This window comes from Vibrio sp. L5-1 (genome assembly GCF_021728315.1).
Taxonomy (GTDB): Bacteria; Pseudomonadota; Gammaproteobacteria; order Enterobacterales; family Vibrionaceae; genus Vibrio; species Vibrio splendidus_K.
In genome coordinates, this window is sequence record NZ_JAKKCQ010000003.1 from 133,494 (window position 1) to 151,890 (window position 18,397).

Below are 18,397 nucleotides of genomic sequence, written 5' to 3' on the forward strand. Positions count from 1 at the left end.
CTTTTTTGTGCCTGTCATTTAAGGCCAGTGAACAAGGTTCGTTCTATTCTTCATCGAATAGCAGAAATAATCACAATTAACTGATGGTTCTTATTGTGCAAAGGCGAAGAATTGTGGATGATTAGCAACAATGATCTTTCTATCTTTGATAGGCAGCAAAAGCCGCCTTTGTCTCGGATATGAAAGATAACTTTCTCTGACAATACTAAATACATAGAGGTGCTATAGATGAGTGAAGCTGAGGCTCGTCCATCGAATTTCATTCGCCAAATTATCGATAAAGATTTAGCGGATGGTACACACAGTAGCGTGCATACTCGTTTCCCGCCGGAGCCAAATGGCTACCTGCACATTGGTCACGCTAAATCTATTTGCTTGAACTTTGGTATTGCTCAGGACTACCAGGGACAATGTAATCTTCGTTTCGATGATACAAACCCTGAAAAAGAAGACGTTGAATACGTTGAGTCAATTAAGAATGATGTAAGCTGGTTAGGCTTCGAATGGTCGGGTGATATTTGTTACTCATCAAACTACTTCGATACGCTTTACGCTTATGCTGTGGAATTAATTAATAAAGGCTTAGCGTATGTTGACGAGCTAAGTCCTGAGCAGATCCGTGAATACCGTGGCACGTTAAAAGAGCCTGGTAAAGCGAGCCCATATCGTGATCGCAGCCCTGAAGAAAACCTAGCGTTGTTTGAAAAAATGCGTGACGGTGGCTTCGAAGAAGGCAAAGCATGTCTACGTGCTAAGATCGACATGAGCTCTTCATTCATGGTTATGCGCGATCCAGTTATCTACCGTGTTCGTTTTGCTCACCACCATCAGACTGCTGACAAGTGGTGCATTTACCCAATGTACGACTTCACTCACTGTATCTCTGATGCGCTAGAGGGCATTACGCACTCTATCTGTACGCTTGAATTCCAAGATAACCGTCGTTTGTATGACTGGGTTCTAGACAACATCACGATTGATTGCCAACCTCGTCAGTACGAGTTTAGCCGTCTGAATCTTGAATACACGGTAATGTCGAAGCGTAAGCTGAACCAACTTGTGGTTGAAAACCTAGTTGAAGGTTGGGATGATCCACGTATGCCAACAATCTCTGGTTTGCGTCGTCGTGGCTTCACTTCAAGTTCGATTCGCGAATTCTGTAAACGTATTGGTGTGACTAAGCAAGAGAACATGATTGAGTTCGGCTCACTTGAATCTTGTATCCGTGATGATCTGAACGAAAATGCACCTCGTGCAATGGCTGTTCTTGACCCTATCAAGGTCGTGATTGAAAACTACGACGCTGATACAGTAGAAACACTGACAGTGGCAAATCACCCGAACAAGCCAGAAATGGGCACTCGTGAAGTTCCATTTACGCGTGAAGTTTGGATTGAGCGTGACGACTTCCGTGAAGAAGCAAACAAGAAATACAAGCGTTTGGTTCTTGGCAAAGAAGTTCGTCTACGTGGTGCTTACGTGATCAAAGCTGAACGTATCGAAAAAGATGCAGAAGGCAACATTACGACTATCTTCTGTTCTTACGACAATGAAACACTCGGTAAGAACCCTGCAGATGGCCGTAAAGTGAAAGGCGTTATCCATTGGGTATCGGCTGATAAAGCACTGCCTGCTGAGATTCGTTTGTACGATCGTCTATTCACTGTGGCAAACCCAGCCGCTGCTGATGATTTCGCTGCAACGCTTAACCCTGAGTCACTTGTTACGCTAAACGGTTTCGTTGAACCTAGCCTAGCAGAAGGTGTGGCAGAGCAAGCGTATCAGTTTGAACGTACAGGTTACTTCTGCGTAGATTCGAAAGACTCGAAAGCAGACGCGCTAGTATTCAACCGTACGGTTGGTCTACGTGACACTTGGGGTAAAACTGAAGCTTAATGGCTTAGTTTTCTATAGCTCAGCTTTCTAAAGCTTAGAGCCCTAAAGCTTAGTTTCTCAAGATACGCTTAATAAAAAACCGGCTTAGAGCCGGTTTTTTTGTGTCTGGGAAATAACCAAATTGTGGGCCAAGTTACTGTGATTCTTAATACGGTATCAACCCAAATAAAAAACGCCGGCCTAAGCCAGCGTTCTGTGTTACTTCTTCGCTTTATGTGCGTCTGGGTTGCCTTTGCAATCCCCAGTGATGCTTTTACCATACAGATATAAACTGTGGTTAGTTAACTGTACGTTGTAGCGTTGAGCGATTTCTTTTTGTCTTTCTTCGATAAGATCATCAGAGAATTCGATAACTTCACCGCAGTCTAAACATACTAGGTGATCGTGGTGATGCTGTGTTGAAAGTTCAAATACAGACTTGCCGCCTTCGAAGTGGTGGCGAGTTACAATGCCAGCATCATCGAATTGGTTCAGTACGCGATAAACGGTCGCAAGACCTATCTCTTCACCTAAGTCGATCAGCTTTTTATATAAATCTTCAGCACTAATATGTTGGCAGTCTGGTTGTTGTAATACTTCTAAAATTTTGAGCCGTGGGAGGGTCACTTTAAGACCAGCATCTTTTAGCGCTTGATTATTGTCTGACATATACTTTCCTGTTGATGATCTGCAGCAATTAACAGAATTCAATATTAATACCATTATAGTTTAGTCAGGCATAACAATAAACCACGAACTTCAAAGGGTTACTTACTGACATCACAATCTGTTTTGTAAATTGGAAGTATCTCACTTATAGTGGAGGTACGACCAGTCAAGCTGACGGTGTTTCTGATATGAACATGGAATGTTGTTATGAATAAGCAACTCGCAAAAATATATAAACCCAACATTGTAAAATTTGCTCTCAATATTTGGCCTCCTTTTTGGGGATCGGGAATTCGAATAGCTCACATTAGCCCTGACTTTAGGGTTGTTAAGACGATACTAAAGCTGCGCTGGTGGAATAAGAACGCCAATCGTACTCAATATGGCGGCAGTATCTTTTCTCTTACCGATCCAGTTTACTCTTTGATGTTAATGGGTATTTTAGGTGAGCGATATTATGTTTGGGATAAAGAGGCGAGTATTAACTTTATCAAGCCGGGTCAATCCGACTTGTATGCAGATTTTGAGATAAGCCAAGGGCAACTGGATGATATCTATCGTCAGACACAGCTTGGTGAGAAGTGCTTCCCCGAATTTATTATCCACGTTAAAGATAAGCAGGGGAATGTGGTGTCAGAAATTCAGCGAACCCTGTATGTGAGAAAGAAGCCGCAGTTCAGAGAGGATGACGAAGCATTAGAAGCTGAGTGTTGATTGATGAACATTAAATAGCAAAAAACCTCCTATAAGGAGGTTTTTTCATATCTACATATCGGTCATTAATTGTAACAATTAACAATCGCTAGAGAATTAGTCTTCTAGCTCTGCTAGGCACATTTCTTCGTGGATTTGTTTAACCCAGTTAGATACACGCTCATCAGTTAGCTCAGGTTGACGGTCTTCATCGATACATAGACCAACGAATTGGCTGTCATCGCCTTCAACTAAGCCTTTCGATGCTTCGAATTCGTAGCTTTCAGTTGATGTGTGACCTAGGATAGTACCGCCTTTCGCTTCAACGATGTCACGGATAGTACCCATAGCATCACAGAAGTATTCTGCGTAATCTTCTTGGTCGCCACAACCAAAGATAGCAACAAGCTTAGTTGAAAAATCAATAGCTTCTAGCTCAGGGAAAAAGTCGTCCCAATCACATTGTGCTTCGCCGTAGTACCACGTAGGGATACCAAGCAGCAGTAGATCGAAGTTATCGATGTCTTCTTTGCTGCTTTTTGCAATGTCTTGAACTTGAACGAGCTGCTTGCCCAATTGCTTTTGAATCATCTTAGCAACAGCTTCAGTGTTACCTGTATCGCTACCAAAGAAGAGACCTACACTTGCCATAGAATCATTACCTTTCATTTTGTCTGTTGTCGGTGTAATAAAGTTCGGAGGAAATCGTTAGATTCCAGTTCCTTCCCAGCTTAGTTGGATTATCCCTTTTGCGATAAAACCTGCGCAGCCAAGGAAAAGTACTAACCATACGATGCGACGACCAAATGCAGGAACATTTCCTTCCTTTAGAACGTCTTTAATTGCCATTCCGATTAGAAAGAAAATCGCGGCAAACAGAAGATCTAAACCAATAGATTCAATGATGTTCATGTAGTCGTAAAGCATGGGAACCTTATATACCAAATTTGCTTGGGCGCACTATATCACTGTTGTGAGATAAAGTTAATCTGCTGTGATTACACAGCTCTCATTTATATCGACTAATCAACCTATCTAAGCGATGAATTTTCTTATTGCACGGAGTACTTCGGCTGGCTTTTCCGCGTGTAACCAGTGTCCCGTGTTAGCGATAACATGAGCCTTTGCGTTGGAAAACTGCTGTTGAACGGCGGTTTGATGCTCAGCTGTGAGGTAATCAGAGTCCCCACCTTTTATTAGCAAGGTTTTGACCGAGGTTTTCTCGATCGGTTCCCAACCAATAATTTGTGGATAGTTGCTCAATAACGAAGCAACGTTGAAGCGCCATTCCATGATGCCTTGTTCCGTTTTGAACAAAGATTTGGTCAAGAACTGGCGAACCCCATCAATTTCGATATGTTTTGCGAGGATCTTAAGCGCGTCTGAGCGTGATGTCGGTTTTTCTTCTATCACAGCTTGTAGGCCGGCGAATACGTTGTCGTGACGACTTTGGGTGTACGCGACTGGTGCCATATCCAAGACAATCAATTTATGCAGCGTAAGATGTTGTGTCAGCGCCATCGCTACCTTGCCACCCATGGAATGACCAATCACAGTGATATCATTTAACTCAAGATCATTCAGTAGTTGAGCCACATCTTGTGCCATTGCTTTATAGCTGTGAGTGTCACTATGGAAGGATTGGCCGTGGTTGCGTAGATCGATACTAAGTACCTGGTGATCGGCTTTTAGATCCCTAGCTAGCAAGCCAAGGTTGTCCAGATTACCGAATAATCCATGGATCAAAACAATGGTGTGACCCGCACCTTCTAATTTATAGTTGAGCTGTACTGACATTTTTATCTTATTCATGGTGGGTTTGACGTAGAGTATCCGCGCGGATCTCGCTATAATCCCCCTGAGTTTAAACATTGAGATTGTGAAAAGCGAATGAAAACAATTGAGGTTGATGAGGACCTATACCGTTTTATTGCGGGTCAGACAGAACGTATTGGCGAAAGCGCTTCAGATATTCTGCGCCGCTTATTACAGGTTGATAGCCAAGGCATGGTTCCGATCGAAGAGATCGTTGAGCCAAAAGGTATCGTTGTTAGCAAAGAGGTAGGCTTTACTCCAGAGAAGTTCGATGGTGTTAAAGAAATGCGCTCACTACTAATATCAGATGAGTTTGCATCACTGAAGAAAGCCATTGATCGTTTCATGCTTGTGTTATCGACACTGCATAAAATCGACCCTTTAAGCTTTTCAGAAGCAACTCAAGTAAAAGGCCGCAAGCGTGTTTACTTTGCAGACAACGAAGAGACCTTGCTAGCAAACGGCAACACAACGAAGCCTAAAGCCATTCCACAAAGTCCTTTTTGGGTTATAACTAATAATAACACTAGCCGTAAAAGACAAATGGTTGAACAGCTTATGAGCCGCATGAGTTTCCAAGCAGAATTGATAGAAAAAGTAACAGGTTCAATTTAACGAAATCTGATTTAAACCTCATAATATCCATGGATAAGAAGATATTATGAGGTTTTTTTGTTTTTAAATTTTATATATAAGGATGTCGAAAAATGGCTATGCACCCTCGTGCTGGGCAGAAAGCTCAGCAGGAAGATCTTCATAATATTCCGGCTTTAGTTGCTAACTATTTCTTACAGCAACCGGATGCTACTAACCCAGACCACAAAGTACTGTTCGGTACTTCAGGTCACCGTGGTACAGCAGACAAATCAACATTTAATGAAAACCACATCCTAGCGATCGCACAAGCGGTGGCTGAAGTTCGTGCTGAGCAAGGTACAACAGGGCCTCTTTTCCTAGGTAAAGATACTCACGCTCTCTCTGAGCCTGCGTTTTCTACTGTAATCGAAGTGCTTGTAGCCAACGATGTTGAAGTTATTATTCAAGAAAACAATGGCTTTACTCCAACACCAGGTATCTCGCACGCGATTCTTACGCATAACCTAGTGAATGACAAAAAAGCGGACGGCATTGTTATCACGCCTTCGCATAACCCACCACAAGACGGTGGTATTAAATACAATCCGACACACGGTGGCCCTGCTGAGGCTGAGCTAACTCAAGCGATTGAAGATCGTGCGAACGTCATCATTGCTGAGCAAATGCAAGGCGTAAAGCGTACTCCTATCGCACAGGCTAAACAGTCTGAGCTAGTGAAAGAAGTTGATCTCGTTGCTCCTTACATTGCTGACTTGGTTAACGTGGTTGATATGGAAGCGATCCAGAAAGCAAACATCAAGATTGGTGTTGATCCACTGGGTGGCAGCGGTATTGATTACTGGCGTCAAATTGGCAAAGCGTACAACCTAGATCTTACTCTGGTCAGTGAATCGGTTGATCCTTCGTTCCAATTTATGTCTCTAGACAAAGATGGTGTGGTTCGTATGGATTGTTCTTCTCCGTACGCAATGGCAGGCTTATTGGCGCTTAAAGATGACTATCAACTAGCGTTTGGTAACGACCCTGATTACGATCGCCACGGCATTGTTACGCCAAAAGGCTTGATGAATCCAAACCACTTCCTAGCGGTTTGTATTGACTACCTATACCGTAACCGTGAAGGTTGGGGCAAAGACGTTGCAGTGGGTAAAACACTAGTATCAAGTGCACTAATCGACCGTGTTGTTGCCGACTTAGGTCGTGAACTTTGTGAAGTGCCGGTTGGTTTCAAATGGTTCGTTGATGGCTTATACAACGGTCAGTTTGGTTTCGGTGGTGAAGAGAGTGCTGGCGCATCTTTCTTACGTAAAGACGGTACGCCTTGGTCAACAGATAAAGATGGCCTAATTCTTTGTTTGCTTGCGGCTGAGATCACAGCAGTAACGGGTAAGAACCCACAAGAATATTACGAAGAGCTTGCTGCTAAACACGGTGAATCTAAGTATAACCGTATTCAAGCGGTAGCAAACGGTGCACAAAAAGACGTACTTAAGAAGCTGTCTCCAGAGATGGTTTCTGCTGAGACGCTGGCTGGTGACCCAATTACCGCACGCCTAACGCACGCTCCGGGTAATGGCGCTGCGATTGGTGGCCTAAAAGTGACGACTGAAAACGGTTGGTTTGCTGCTCGTCCATCAGGTACAGAAGACATCTACAAGATCTACTGTGAAAGCTTTAAAGGTGAAGAGCACCTGAAAGCAATCGAAGCAGAAGCTCAAGAGATTGTTAATCAAGTATTTGCAGCCGCTGGCCTATAATCGAATACCGATTAGTAGAGTCATCAAGTAAATAGTGAAAGGGTTGATGTGAAAGCATCAGCCCTTTTTTATCAGCTTGTGGGTATAGCGGTTAAGGCTAAGTGTTTGAATTAATTTGCAAATGAGTAGATTGTCTTAACCGTGTGGCCAACTTTGTGGCATCACAAACCAAAACTGCCCTGATTTAGTTTGCCCATGAACGAAGCGATCACCAAACTCGGTGATAGGTTCACAGGTGAAGTCATCAGTGCCAGCTGCCCATTGCTCTTTGGTGAGAGGGTAGAGTACATCAGTAATTAAATGGGCTTGGTTTTGATAACACCAAAAACCGTTTACTTGGCTTGAATTAATGTCATAGCCCAAACATTCAGTAGGTACTTTTTGATCTAAGAATGGGTTGGTATATAGACGACCCTGCATGAGGAGATGTTTTGAGTCGACATCGATCTCTGGATATTGCTCCACAAACGCCGCTGAAGAGGACATGCCAAGTTGATGGGTGAGCATCCTGTCTAACTTCTTATCCAATTGGTCATGAGAGTTAGGACCAAACCATGTCTGTTCATGGAGCAGGTAAAACTTGATCGCGACTTCCCAGTGTTGCAGTTTCTGGCTATTTTCTTCTTCTAAAATAAAGTCGATAGCACCGAGTGTTCTTCCCTCAACATTAATTTGAATCTCATCGTACTTGACCGAATAATCAGGTGAGGCTTCAATGACTTGTTCACATAGATGCTGGTAGAGGAAACCTAACCTTGGGTTTCCGTTATAAGTGTGTGATGAGTCGATGGCATGGGTGCTTAAGAATGCACCAAGATCGGAAATCGGTGGCTTAATTTTCAGTAACGGCGGTGAGTCGATGACCCATTGGTAAAAACGTTGCAGTGCTGTCATCGGTTCCTCATAAACTCATCGTGGGGCTTTCGACATTCTACCCGTAAATTGATATAACGACGTTATTATAAAGTTAAGCTGGAAAGAAAAATGAATAACTTACAATTAGAAAAGCTACTTAACGAAAAACTTCAGCCACAGCAGATTAAAGATTACTGTCCTAATGGTCTTCAAGTGGAAGGTACTTCTCAAGTAAAGCGCATTGTTACTGGTGTGACAGCTTCTCAAGCATTAATTGATAAAGCGGTAGAACTGAACGCAGACGCTTTATTAGTCCATCACGGTTTCTTTTGGAAAGGTGAGTCAGAAGCCATTCGTGGTATGAAGGGTAAGCGAATTCGAACTCTGATTAAAAACGACATCAACCTTTTGGGTTACCACTTACCACTTGATATCCACCCTGAACTTGGTAACAACGCCAAGCTTGCAGAGTTGCTCGACATTGAAGTTGAAGGTGGCTTGGAAGGGCATCCACAATCTGTTGCGATGTTTGGTAAGTTGAGTTCACCAATGACTGGTGCAGAGTTCGCAGAAAAGATTGGCCAAGCTTTGAACCGCAAGCCATTACATATCACTCCAGAAAACCAAGATAAAATGATTACGACTGTTGGTTGGTGTACTGGTGGTGGTCAAGACTACATTGAGTTAGCTGCGTCTCAAGGTATTGATGCATTTATCTCTGGTGAAATTTCAGAGCGCACAACGTACTCTGCACGTGAGCAAGATATTCATTACTTTGCAGCAGGCCACCACGCAACAGAACGTTATGGTGTGAAGGCATTAGGTGAGTGGTTAGCGAAAGAGCATGACTTAGATGTAGAATTTATCGATATTGATAATCCAGTGTAACCACGTTTAGAGGTTATGACTTTCTGGATATTTGTACCTTCATTGAAGTGATACGAAATACTGGAATACAAAAAAGGGTTGATGTTAATACATCAACCCTTTTTGATTTCAATCGATTAGAAAAGTTTAAACTTTACTATTCGCGCTCGTGTAGAGCTTGGAAATCACGCTGTTCTTCACCAGTATACAACTGACGAGGACGACCTATACGGTTCGTCGGATCGCTGTGCATTTCGTTCCAGTGTGCAATCCAACCGATAGTACGAGACATCGCGAAGATTACTGTGAACATTGATACAGGAATACCGATCGCTTTCAGAATGATACCTGAGTAGAAATCTACGTTCGGGTATAGCTTCTTAGAAACAAAGTACTCGTCAGAAAGAGCGATGCGCTCAAGTTCCATTGCTACGTCTAGTAGTGGATCTTGAATGTTTAGCTCTTTAAGTACTTCGTGACACGCTTCACGCATTACTGTTGCACGTGGATCGTAGTTTTTGTAAACACGGTGACCGAAGCCCATTAGGCGGAATGGGTCATCTTTGTCTTTTGCTTTTGCTACATATTCTTCAATGTTGTCTACGCTACCGATCTCTTCAAGCATCATTAGACAAGCTTCGTTAGCACCACCGTGAGCAGGACCCCACAAAGAAGCGATACCAGCAGCAATACAAGCAAATGGGTTTGCACCCGAAGAACCTGCTAAACGAACCGTTGACGTTGAAGCATTCTGTTCGTGATCAGCATGTAACGTAAAGATTTTGTCCATTGCGCGAGCGACAACAGGGTTTACTTCATATTCTTCACATGGGTTTGCATACATCATATGTAGGAAGTTTTCTGCGTAGCCTAGGTCATTGCGCGGGTAGATAAACGGTTGACCGATAGAATATTTGTAACACATTGCAGCCAGTGTCGGCATCTTAGAAATTAGGCGGTATGCCGCAATTTCACGGTGTGTGTCGTTATTAACATCTAATGAATCATGATAGAACGCAGCAAGCGCACCTACCACACCACACATAACAGCCATTGGGTGAGCGTCACGACGGAAGCCGTGGAAGAAACTAGCAATTTGCTCGTGAACCATGGTGTGACGTGTGACTGTCGTCTTGAACTCTTCGTATTGAGCTCGAGAAGGAGCTTCGCCGTATAAAAGAATGTAACAAACTTCTAAGTAATCAGCGTTATTGGCCAGTTGATCAATTGGATAACCACGGTGTAGAAGGATACCTTTTCCACCGTCAATATAAGTTATTTGCGATTCACAAGATGCAGTGGCAAGAAAACCAGGATCAAAAGTGAAAAAACCATTAGAACCCAGTGTACGAACGTCGATGACTGGAGTACCAAGTACACCTTCTGTAATCGGCAATTCGATCGGTGCTTGACCTTCAATATGAAGGGTAGCTTTCTTATCCGCCATAACAATCTCCTTTGTTATTATTAATCCGTCCAGGATGTTTATGTGCCATTTTTTTACTGGTCTTACGTGAGAAAGTCAATTTTTCTGCAGCTTTGTGTGCACTTGTTAGTGTTTTTTACATTAAATTCGTTAAAAATCTGTTCTGTGTAGCATTATTTGTTGCATCAATTGTATTAGAATGTTGCCAGCCGTATAGTGGCGCTGAAAAGTTTGGTTAAAACCTTATAAATGCAAGGCTAAGAAGAAATGTGAGGTGTCTTCAGAAACCTAGCTGTTAACAATTATTTTACAATTATCTAAGGCTCAACCTACGTTATTTGTTAAGTTAATGTTAAATTTTGAAGGTTTGCAATCAAATTTTGTCCATAACAATACATAAGGTTATTTAATGACCATCATGCTCAATGGAGCTGAGTGAGCGAGCCCGTGAAAGAAAGAAAGACAAGACCTGTTAATTTAGATTTACAGACCATCCACTTTCCTATCACAGCAATAGCTTCCATCCTACACCGTGTGTCTGGGGTGATTACTTTTGTTGCGATCGGAATTCTGCTTTGGTTACTATCCATTTCCCTCTCTTCCCCTGTAGGCTTTATGGAAGCTAGCGACATTGTCGACGGTTTCTTCGTGAAGTTTATTCTGTGGGGCATTTTAACCGCTTTGGCTTACCACATTGCTGGTGGTATTCGTCACCTTCTTATGGACCTTGGTCACTTTGAAGAGCTGGAATCTGGCGCTAAGAGCGCGAAGGTTGCATTCGCAGCAACAGCGGTATTGTCTCTACTAGCGGGGATCTTAGTATGGTAAACAACGTTTCTACTTTTGGTCGTAATGGTGTGCATGATTATCTATTGATTCGTGCAACAGCCATCATTATGACGCTTTACACTATCTACCTAGTGAGCTTCTGTGCTTTCTCAGGTGATATTTCTTACGCATCTTGGACGCAATTCTTTGGTGGTACCTTCACTAAAGTCTTCACCATGTTAGCACTTACTTCAATTTTGGTTCACGCGTGGATCGGCTTGTGGCAAGTACTAACTGACTACATCAAATGTGCAAAATTGCGCGTTGGTCTTCAAGTCGGTGTTGTTGCGGTTCTTCTAGGATATTTCTTCTCTGGTCTGTTTATTTTGTGGGGTGCGTAAGTGACTATTCCTGTTCGTGAGTTTGATGCTGTAGTAATTGGCGCTGGTGGTGCTGGTATGCGCGCCGCGCTACAAATTTCTGAGCAAGGCCTATCTTGTGCATTGCTTTCTAAAGTTTTCCCAACTCGTTCTCATACTGTATCTGCGCAAGGTGGTATCACCGTTGCTCTTGGTAATGCGCATGAAGATCACTGGGAACAACACATGTACGATACGGTTAAAGGTTCCGATTACATCGGTGACCAAGATGCTATCGAGTACATGTGTAAAAATGGCCCTGAGTCAGTTATCGAATTAGAAAAAATGGGTCTTCCATTTTCTCGCTTTGATAACGGCAGTATTTACCAACGTCCGTTTGGTGGCCAATCTAAGAATTTTGGTGGTGAGCAAGCGGCTCGTACTGCAGCGGCAGCTGACCGTACTGGTCACGCACTGCTTCATACGCTTTACCAACAAAACATTAAACACAAAACGACGGTTTTCTCTGAGTGGTATGCACTGGATCTTGTTAAAAACGAAGATGGTGCAATCTTAGGTACTACCGCGCTTTGTATGGAAACGGGCGAGGTTTGCTACTTCAAAGCGAAGGCAACAATCCTTGCTACTGGTGGTGCTGGTCGTATCTACGCATCAACAACGAATGCACACATTAACACTGGTGACGGTGTTGGTATGGCGATTCGTGCAGGCGTTCCAATGCAAGACATCGAAATGTGGCAGTTCCACCCAACGGGTATCGCTGGCGCAGGTGTTTTGGTAACAGAAGGTTGTCGTGGTGAAGGTGGTTACCTTCTCAATAAAGACGGCGAGCGCTTCATGGAACGTTATGCTCCGAATGCTAAAGATTTAGCAGGTCGTGATGTTGTAGCTCGTTCGATGATGGTTGAGATTCGTGAAGGTCGTGGTTGTGATGGTCCATGGGGTCCACACATCAAGCTGAAACTTGATCATCTAGGTAAAGAGACGCTTGAATCTCGTCTGCCGGGTGTATGTGAGCTTTCTCGTACCTTCGCTCACGTTGATCCTGTTAAAGAACCAATTCCTGTAATCCCAACGTGTCACTACATGATGGGCGGTGTTCCTACACAGGTTTCTGGTCAAGCAATCAAACAAACTGAAGACGGTACAGACGTTGAAATTCAAGGTCTATTCGCTTGTGGCGAAATCGCTTCAGTATCTGTACATGGTGCAAACCGTCTAGGTGGCAACTCGCTACTTGATTTGGTTGTGTTCGGTCGTGCAACAGGTCTTCACCTTGGTGAGACTTTGAATAAGCAAGCTGAAGCAAAACCTGCAACTGAAGCCGACATTGAACGTTCACTAGAGCGCTACAATCGTTGGGAAAACAGTACTGACGGTGAAGACCCTGCGGTAATTCGTAAAGATCTTCAGCAATGTATGCAGAACAACTTCTCTGTATTCCGTGAAGGTAAAGCGATGGCTGATGGCTTAGAAGAGCTTAAAGTGATTCGTGAGCGTCTTAAGAATGCACACCTTTCAGATAAGTCGACAGAGTTCAACACGCAACGTATTGAGTGTTTAGAGCTTGAAAACTTGATGGAAACGGCATTCGCAACTGCGGTTGCAGCAAACTTCCGTACAGAGAGTCGTGGAGCGCATGCTCGTTTTGACTTCCCAGACCGTGATGATGAGCAATGGCTATGCCACTCACTTTACAACCCAGAATCAGAAAGTATGACTAAGCGTGGCGTGAACATGGAACCTATCCATCGTGAAGCATTCCCGCCGAAAGCACGTACGTACTAAGGAGATATGACCATGAAACTGAATTTCTCTTTATACCGTTACAACCCAGATGTGGACCAGAAGCCTTACATGAAAGAGTACACCCTAGAGGTGGAGGAAGGCTCTGACATGATGCTTTTGGATGCGCTTATTCTTTTGAAAGAGCAAGATCCAACGATTTCATTCCGTCGTTCATGCCGTGAAGGTGTATGTGGTTCTGATGGCTTGAACATGAATGGTAAAAATGGATTGGCGTGTATTACACCTCTGTCTGCTCTTACTGGCCAAGATAAAATCGTAATTCGCCCACTTCCAGGTTTGCCTGTGGTACGTGATTTAATCGTAGACATGACTCAGTTCTACGATAACTACGAAAAAGTTAAGCCGTTCTTAGTGTCTGATGGCAATGTGCCACCGGCTCGTGAAAACCTACAAAGCCCTGATGAGCGTGCTCATTTAGATGGTTTGTATGAATGTATCATGTGTGCATGTTGTACAACTTCGTGCCCATCATTCTGGTGGAATCCAGATAAGTTCATCGGACCAGCTGGCCTGCTTGCAGCATACCGTTGGCTAATAGATAGCCGAGATACGGCGACAGACGAACGTCTGTCCGATCTTGATGATGCATTTAGCGTTTTTCGTTGCCATGGCATCATGAATTGTGTAAGTGTTTGTCCTAAGGGATTAAATCCGACGAAAGCGATTGGTCACATCAAGACCATGCTTGTGAATCGTTCGGTTTAAGTTATATAAAAATTGCCGCCCTAGAAGTTTTGGGGCGGCCTTTTAATAGCTCGGCATAGACCGCAGCAAACGTGAAAACTACTGGTTAAGGGAAAATATGCACAACGGCGTGATGAAGGCATGGCTCGAGTCTTCACACTTGGCTGGCGCCAATGCAACGTACGTAGAAGAACTCTATGAACTGTATCTAAGTGACCCCGATTCGGTAAGTGACGAATGGAGAAGTGTTTTTGAAGAATTGCCTGTGCAAGCTTCAGAAGCAGTGGAACAACCACACTCTCGTGTTCGTGAATACTTCCGTCGACTCGCTCAAGAAACAAAGCATTACAGTGTCCAAGTTAGTGATCCAGATGTCGATGCGAAACAAGTAAAGGTTCTGCAACTTATTAATGCCTATCGATTCCGAGGGCATCAATCAGCAAATCTAGACCCCCTAGGTTTATGGGAAAGAGATACAGTCGCTGAACTGGATCCTTCTTTCCACACTCTTACCGAAGATGACCTCAATGAGACGTTTAACGTCGGCTCTTACGCCATTGGCCAAGAGACGATGGTGCTTCGAGATTTGTACAAATCTTTAAAGCAAACTTATTGTGGTTCGATTGGTGCTGAATACATGCACATGACTAACACAGAGCAAAAGCGTTGGATCCAACAACGTTTAGAGTCTGTTTCTGGTCAACCCTCTTTCGATAAAGAAGAAAAGCAAGCTTTCCTAGAAGAGCTAACTGCTGCTGAAGGTCTTGAGCGCTATCTTGGTGCTAAATTCCCAGGCGCAAAACGCTTCTCGTTGGAAGGTGGTGATGCGTTGATCCCAATGACGAAGGAAATTATTCGTCATGCAGGTGGACAAGGCATGCGTGAAGTTGTTGTTGGTATGGCTCACCGTGGTCGTCTAAACATGCTGGTCAACGTGCTTGGTAAAAAGCCACAAGACCTGTTTGACGAGTTTGCGGGCAAGCACAGCGATGACTCGTGGGGCACTGGTGATGTGAAATACCACCAAGGTTTCTCTGCGGATTTCGCAACACCAGGTGGCAACGTTCACTTAGCACTTGCATTTAACCCATCTCACTTAGAAATCGTAAACCCGGTAGTTATCGGTTCTGTACGTGCTCGCCAAGATCGTCTAGACGATAAAGATGGCAGCCGCGTACTTCCAATTACTATCCATGGTGATTCAGCTATCGCTGGCCAGGGTGTAGTACAAGAGACGTTCAACATGTCTCAAGCTCGTGGTTTCTGTGTTGGTGGTACGGTTCGTATCGTTGTAAATAACCAAGTTGGTTTTACAACGTCTAACCCTCGCGATACTCGTTCTACGATGTACTGTACCGATATCGCGAAGATGGTTCAGGCTCCGATTTTCCACGTTAACTCTGATGATCCAGAAGCTGTCGCTTTCGTAGCACGTCTTGCATTAGATTACCGTAATACGTTTAAGCGTGATGTTGTTATTGATTTGGTTTGTTACCGTCGCCACGGTCACAATGAAGCCGATGAGCCGAATGCAACGCAGCCTTTGATGTACCAAAAAATCAAGAAGCATCCAACGCCACGTAAGCTTTATGCTGACGTGCTAATGGAACGCGGTGAGTTTGGTATTGATACGGCAACTCAACTCGTTAACGAATATCGTGATGCACTTGATCACGGTGAAGTTGTGGTTAAAGAGTGGCGCCCAATGGCACTTCACTCAGTGGACTGGTCACCTTACCTAGGTCACGACTGGAACATCGAATGGGACAACAAGATTGATATCGAGCGCCTGAAAGAGCTTGGTAGCAAACTTTGCCAATACCCAGACAGCCATAAGCTGCAAAGCCGAGTAAACAAACTGTACAACGATCGTACTGCCATGGTGAATGGTGAGAAACAAGTCGATTGGGGTATGGCCGAGACTCTGGCTTACGCAACACTTGTTGATGACGGTAAGCGTATTCGTATCTCAGGCCAAGATTCAGGTCGTGGTACGTTCTTCCACCGTCACTCAGTACTGCACAATCAATCAGATGCAAGCACGTATGTTCCTCTTGCGAACATTCATGATAAACAAGGGCCATTCCAAGTATTTGACTCTGTGTTATCTGAAGAAGCGGTACTCGCATTTGAGTATGGTTATGCAACGGCAGAACCAAGCGGTCTAACCCTTTGGGAAGCGCAATTTGGTGACTTCGCAAACGGTGCACAAGTTGTAATCGATCAATTCATTTCGTCAGGTGAGCAAAAGTGGGCACGTTTATGTGGTCTAACTATGCTGCTTCCTCACGGCTATGAAGGCCAAGGCCCAGAACACTCATCTGCACGTCTTGAACGTTACCTTCAATTATGTGCTGAACAAAACATGCAGGTTGTTGTTCCTTCAACACCGGCACAGGTTTATCACATGATTCGCCGTCAGGTTGTTCGACCAATGCGTCGTCCACTGATCGTAATGTCACCTAAGTCATTGCTTCGTCACCCTCTATGTACGTCTTCTATGGAAGATTTAGCAGAAGGTACGTTCCAACCAGCTATCGCAGAAATTGATGATCTGGCTCCTGAGAACGTAAAACGCGTCGTGTTCTGTTCAGGTAAGGTTTACTTTGACCTGCTTGATCAAAGACGTAAGAACGAGCAAGACGATGTCGCTATTGTACGTATTGAGCAACTTTACCCGTTCCCTTACGAGGACGTGAGAGCTGCAATCGCACAGTACACAAATGTAGTCGATTACGTTTGGTGTCAAGAAGAGCCACAAAACCAAGGTGCTTGGTACAGTAGCCAACATAATTTCCGAGCTGCTATCCCAGTGGGTGCTGATATTCAATATGCAGGTCGTCCTGCATCAGCATCACCAGCTGTTGGCTATATGTCGGTACACTTGAAACAACAAAAAGCGTTAGTTGACGACGCTTTGACCCTACTTAAGAACTAGAAGTAAAAGGAAAATACGCACATGACAATTGAAATTCTGGTTCCAGATTTACCTGAATCTGTGGCTGATGCAACAGTGGCGACTTGGCACAAAAAACCAGGCGAAGCCGTTGCACGTGATGAAGTCATTGTAGACATCGAAACAGATAAAGTAGTTCTAGAAGTACCGGCTCCTGAAGCGGGTGTTCTGGAAGCTATCCTAGAAGAAGAGGGTGCTACGGTACTTTCTAAGCAGCTTCTTGCAAAGATCAAACCTGGTGCTGTCGCTGGTGAACCAACGAAAGATACCACTGAAGATACAGAAGCTTCTCCTGATAAGCGCCACAAAGCGGCATTGACAGAAGAAAGCAACGACGCACTAAGCCCTGCTGTTCGTCGTCTTCTTGCAGAACACAGCCTACAACCAGCTGACGTCAAAGGCACTGGTGTTGGTGGTCGTATTACTCGTGAAGACATCGACGCACACCTAGCAGCAGCGAAAGCGGCTCCGGCAGCAGCATCTGCACCTGCAGTTGAAGCGCCAGCAGCGGCTCGTAGCCAAAAGCGCGTGCCAATGACTCGCCTACGTAAGACAGTTGCAAACCGTCTTCTAGAAGCGAAGAACAGCACAGCGATGCTGACTACTTTCAATGAAGTGAACATGAAGCCAATCATGGACCTTCGTAAGCAGTACAAAGACCAATTCGAGAAGCGTCACGATACGCGTCTTGGTTTCATGTCTTTCTATGTGAAAGCAGTAACAGAAGCGCTGAAGCGTTTCCCTGAAGTTAACGCTTCGATTGATGGTACAGATATCATTTACCACAACTACTTCGATATTAGCATGGCGGTATCTACGCCACGTGGTCTAGTGACTCCAGTACTGAAAGACTGTGACACACTAGGTTTTGCTGACATCGAAAAAGGCATCAAAGAGCTAGCAATCAAAGGCCGTGACGGCAAGCTAACAGTTGATGAGCTGATGGGCGGTAACTTCACTATCACAAACGGTGGTGTATTTGGTTCTCTAATGTCTACGCCAATCATCAACCCGCCTCAAGCGGCAATTTTGGGTATGCATAAAATCCAAGATCGTCCAATGGCTGTTGATGGCAAGGTAGAAATTCTACCAATGATGTACCTAGCGCTTTCTTACGATCACCGTCTAATCGATGGCCGTGAATCAGTTGGCTTCCTAGTGACAATCAAAGAGCTTCTAGAAGATCCTGCACGTCTGCTATTAGACGTTTAGTATCTCTAAAACGTCTAGTTAACCCCGTTAGCTA

17 protein-coding genes are annotated in these 18,397 nt (G+C 44.2%); 11 read left to right on the forward strand and 6 right to left on the reverse strand.

All coding sequences use genetic code 11. The features are described from left to right. The first annotated feature begins 228 nt into the window (after window positions 1-228). On the forward strand, window positions 229-1,896 hold the full coding sequence (glnS, locus tag L3V35_RS13075) for a glutamine--tRNA ligase (protein ID WP_017085952.1): 1,668 nt from the start codon (window positions 229-231) through the stop codon (window positions 1,894-1,896). A gap of 198 nt (window positions 1,897-2,094) precedes the next feature. On the opposite strand, the gene fcrX is transcribed toward glnS, so the two are convergent. Then, window positions 2,095-2,544 carry a ferric iron uptake transcriptional regulator FcrX gene (gene fcrX, locus L3V35_RS13080; RefSeq protein WP_004734226.1) on the reverse strand — a complete coding sequence of 150 codons (450 nt, stop codon included), beginning with the start codon at window positions 2,542-2,544 and terminating at the stop codon, window positions 2,095-2,097. Between the two features lie 207 nt (window positions 2,545-2,751). Here fcrX and L3V35_RS13085 point away from each other — a divergent pair, with 207 nt between their 5' ends. Continuing rightward, on the forward strand, window positions 2,752-3,258 hold the full coding sequence (locus tag L3V35_RS13085; RefSeq protein ID WP_146456020.1) for a DUF4442 domain-containing protein: 507 nt from the start codon (window positions 2,752-2,754) through the stop codon (window positions 3,256-3,258). A gap of 96 nt (window positions 3,259-3,354) precedes the next feature. On the opposite strand, the gene fldA is transcribed toward L3V35_RS13085, so the two are convergent. From fldA to L3V35_RS13100, 3 genes are all read right to left on the reverse strand, one after another. Next, a complete protein-coding gene (gene fldA, locus L3V35_RS13090; RefSeq protein ID WP_004734224.1) occupies window positions 3,355-3,888 on the reverse strand; it encodes a flavodoxin FldA in 534 nt (177 codons plus the stop codon). Window positions 3,889-3,945: 57 nt separating this feature from the next. Further along, the gene (locus L3V35_RS13095; RefSeq protein WP_004734223.1) at window positions 3,946-4,164 is read right to left on the reverse strand and encodes a DUF2788 domain-containing protein; all 219 of its coding nucleotides are present in this window, start codon (window positions 4,162-4,164) and stop codon (window positions 3,946-3,948) included. 108 nt (window positions 4,165-4,272) lie between these two features. After that, a complete protein-coding gene (locus tag L3V35_RS13100; RefSeq protein ID WP_054547180.1) occupies window positions 4,273-5,034 on the reverse strand; it encodes an alpha/beta fold hydrolase in 762 nt (253 codons plus the stop codon). A 93-nt stretch (window positions 5,035-5,127) separates the two neighbouring features. Between L3V35_RS13100 and seqA the strand changes: the two genes are divergently transcribed. Both seqA and pgm read left to right on the forward strand, forming a co-directional pair. Next, window positions 5,128-5,667, forward strand: a complete 540-nt coding sequence (gene seqA / locus L3V35_RS13105) for a replication initiation negative regulator SeqA (protein WP_004734221.1) — start codon at window positions 5,128-5,130, stop codon at window positions 5,665-5,667. Window positions 5,668-5,759: 92 nt separating this feature from the next. After that, the gene (gene pgm, locus L3V35_RS13110) at window positions 5,760-7,406 is read left to right on the forward strand and encodes a phosphoglucomutase (alpha-D-glucose-1,6-bisphosphate-dependent) (RefSeq protein ID WP_237300007.1); all 1,647 of its coding nucleotides are present in this window, start codon (window positions 5,760-5,762) and stop codon (window positions 7,404-7,406) included. Window positions 7,407-7,541: 135 nt separating this feature from the next. Here the strand turns inward: pgm and L3V35_RS13115 are convergent, their stop codons facing one another. Next, window positions 7,542-8,300, reverse strand: coding sequence for a DUF1853 family protein (locus L3V35_RS13115; RefSeq protein WP_054547182.1), 759 nt, complete (start codon window positions 8,298-8,300; stop codon window positions 7,542-7,544). Between the two features lie 90 nt (window positions 8,301-8,390). On the opposite strand from L3V35_RS13115, the gene L3V35_RS13120 reads away from it, so the two are divergent. Further along, window positions 8,391-9,149, forward strand: a complete 759-nt coding sequence (locus L3V35_RS13120) for a Nif3-like dinuclear metal center hexameric protein (RefSeq protein WP_054547183.1) — start codon at window positions 8,391-8,393, stop codon at window positions 9,147-9,149. 136 nt (window positions 9,150-9,285) lie between these two features. On the opposite strand, the gene L3V35_RS13125 is transcribed toward L3V35_RS13120, so the two are convergent. Next, window positions 9,286-10,575, reverse strand: a complete 1,290-nt coding sequence (locus L3V35_RS13125) for a citrate synthase (RefSeq protein ID WP_004734217.1) — start codon at window positions 10,573-10,575, stop codon at window positions 9,286-9,288. Between the two features lie 414 nt (window positions 10,576-10,989). Here L3V35_RS13125 and sdhC point away from each other — a divergent pair, with 414 nt between their 5' ends. From sdhC to odhB, 6 genes are all read left to right on the forward strand, one after another. Continuing rightward, complete coding sequence (sdhC, locus tag L3V35_RS13130) at window positions 10,990-11,382, forward strand: succinate dehydrogenase cytochrome b556 subunit (protein ID WP_012604532.1); 393 nt, start codon at window positions 10,990-10,992, stop codon at window positions 11,380-11,382. Beyond that, window positions 11,376-11,723, forward strand: a complete 348-nt coding sequence (gene sdhD, locus L3V35_RS13135; protein WP_004734215.1) for a succinate dehydrogenase, hydrophobic membrane anchor protein — start codon at window positions 11,376-11,378, stop codon at window positions 11,721-11,723. The genes sdhC and sdhD overlap by 7 nt, the downstream gene beginning before the upstream one ends. Beyond that, complete coding sequence (gene sdhA, locus L3V35_RS13140) at window positions 11,724-13,490, forward strand: succinate dehydrogenase flavoprotein subunit (RefSeq protein ID WP_009847321.1); 1,767 nt, start codon at window positions 11,724-11,726, stop codon at window positions 13,488-13,490. Between the two features lie 12 nt (window positions 13,491-13,502). Further along, entirely contained in the window at window positions 13,503-14,216 is a 714-nt protein-coding gene (locus L3V35_RS13145; RefSeq protein ID WP_004734213.1) for a succinate dehydrogenase iron-sulfur subunit, read from the forward strand. A 97-nt stretch (window positions 14,217-14,313) separates the two neighbouring features. Beyond that, window positions 14,314-17,133 carry a 2-oxoglutarate dehydrogenase E1 component gene (gene sucA, locus L3V35_RS13150; RefSeq protein ID WP_017079473.1) on the forward strand — a complete coding sequence of 940 codons (2,820 nt, stop codon included), beginning with the start codon at window positions 14,314-14,316 and terminating at the stop codon, window positions 17,131-17,133. Window positions 17,134-17,154: 21 nt separating this feature from the next. Continuing rightward, a complete protein-coding gene (gene odhB / locus L3V35_RS13155) occupies window positions 17,155-18,363 on the forward strand; it encodes a 2-oxoglutarate dehydrogenase complex dihydrolipoyllysine-residue succinyltransferase (RefSeq protein WP_114633858.1) in 1,209 nt (402 codons plus the stop codon). The last annotated feature ends 34 nt before the right edge of the window (window positions 18,364-18,397 follow it).

Bases quoted from the DNA above. Each gene is read 5' to 3' on its own strand.
- glnS (WP_017085952.1), top strand. From the start codon at position 229: ATGAGTGAAGCTGAGGCTCGTCCATCGAATTTCATTCGCCAAATTATC.
- fcrX (WP_004734226.1), bottom strand. From the start codon at position 2,544: ATGTCAGACAATAATCAAGCGCTAAAAGATGCTGGTCTTAAAGTGACC.
- L3V35_RS13085 (WP_146456020.1), top strand. From the start codon at position 2,752: ATGAATAAGCAACTCGCAAAAATATATAAACCCAACATTGTAAAATTT.
- fldA (WP_004734224.1), bottom strand. From the start codon at position 3,888: ATGGCAAGTGTAGGTCTCTTCTTTGGTAGCGATACAGGTAACACTGAA.
- L3V35_RS13095 (WP_004734223.1), bottom strand. From the start codon at position 4,164: ATGCTTTACGACTACATGAACATCATTGAATCTATTGGTTTAGATCTT.
- L3V35_RS13100 (WP_054547180.1), bottom strand. From the start codon at position 5,034: ATGTCAGTACAGCTCAACTATAAATTAGAAGGTGCGGGTCACACCATT.
- seqA (WP_004734221.1), top strand. From the start codon at position 5,128: ATGAAAACAATTGAGGTTGATGAGGACCTATACCGTTTTATTGCGGGT.
- pgm (WP_237300007.1), top strand. From the start codon at position 5,760: ATGGCTATGCACCCTCGTGCTGGGCAGAAAGCTCAGCAGGAAGATCTT.
- L3V35_RS13115 (WP_054547182.1), bottom strand. From the start codon at position 8,300: ATGACAGCACTGCAACGTTTTTACCAATGGGTCATCGACTCACCGCCG.
- L3V35_RS13120 (WP_054547183.1), top strand. From the start codon at position 8,391: ATGAATAACTTACAATTAGAAAAGCTACTTAACGAAAAACTTCAGCCA.
- L3V35_RS13125 (WP_004734217.1), bottom strand. From the start codon at position 10,575: ATGGCGGATAAGAAAGCTACCCTTCATATTGAAGGTCAAGCACCGATC.
- sdhD (WP_004734215.1), top strand. From the start codon at position 11,376: ATGGTAAACAACGTTTCTACTTTTGGTCGTAATGGTGTGCATGATTAT.
- L3V35_RS13145 (WP_004734213.1), top strand. From the start codon at position 13,503: ATGAAACTGAATTTCTCTTTATACCGTTACAACCCAGATGTGGACCAG.
- sucA (WP_017079473.1), top strand. From the start codon at position 14,314: ATGCACAACGGCGTGATGAAGGCATGGCTCGAGTCTTCACACTTGGCT.
- odhB (WP_114633858.1), top strand. From the start codon at position 17,155: ATGACAATTGAAATTCTGGTTCCAGATTTACCTGAATCTGTGGCTGAT.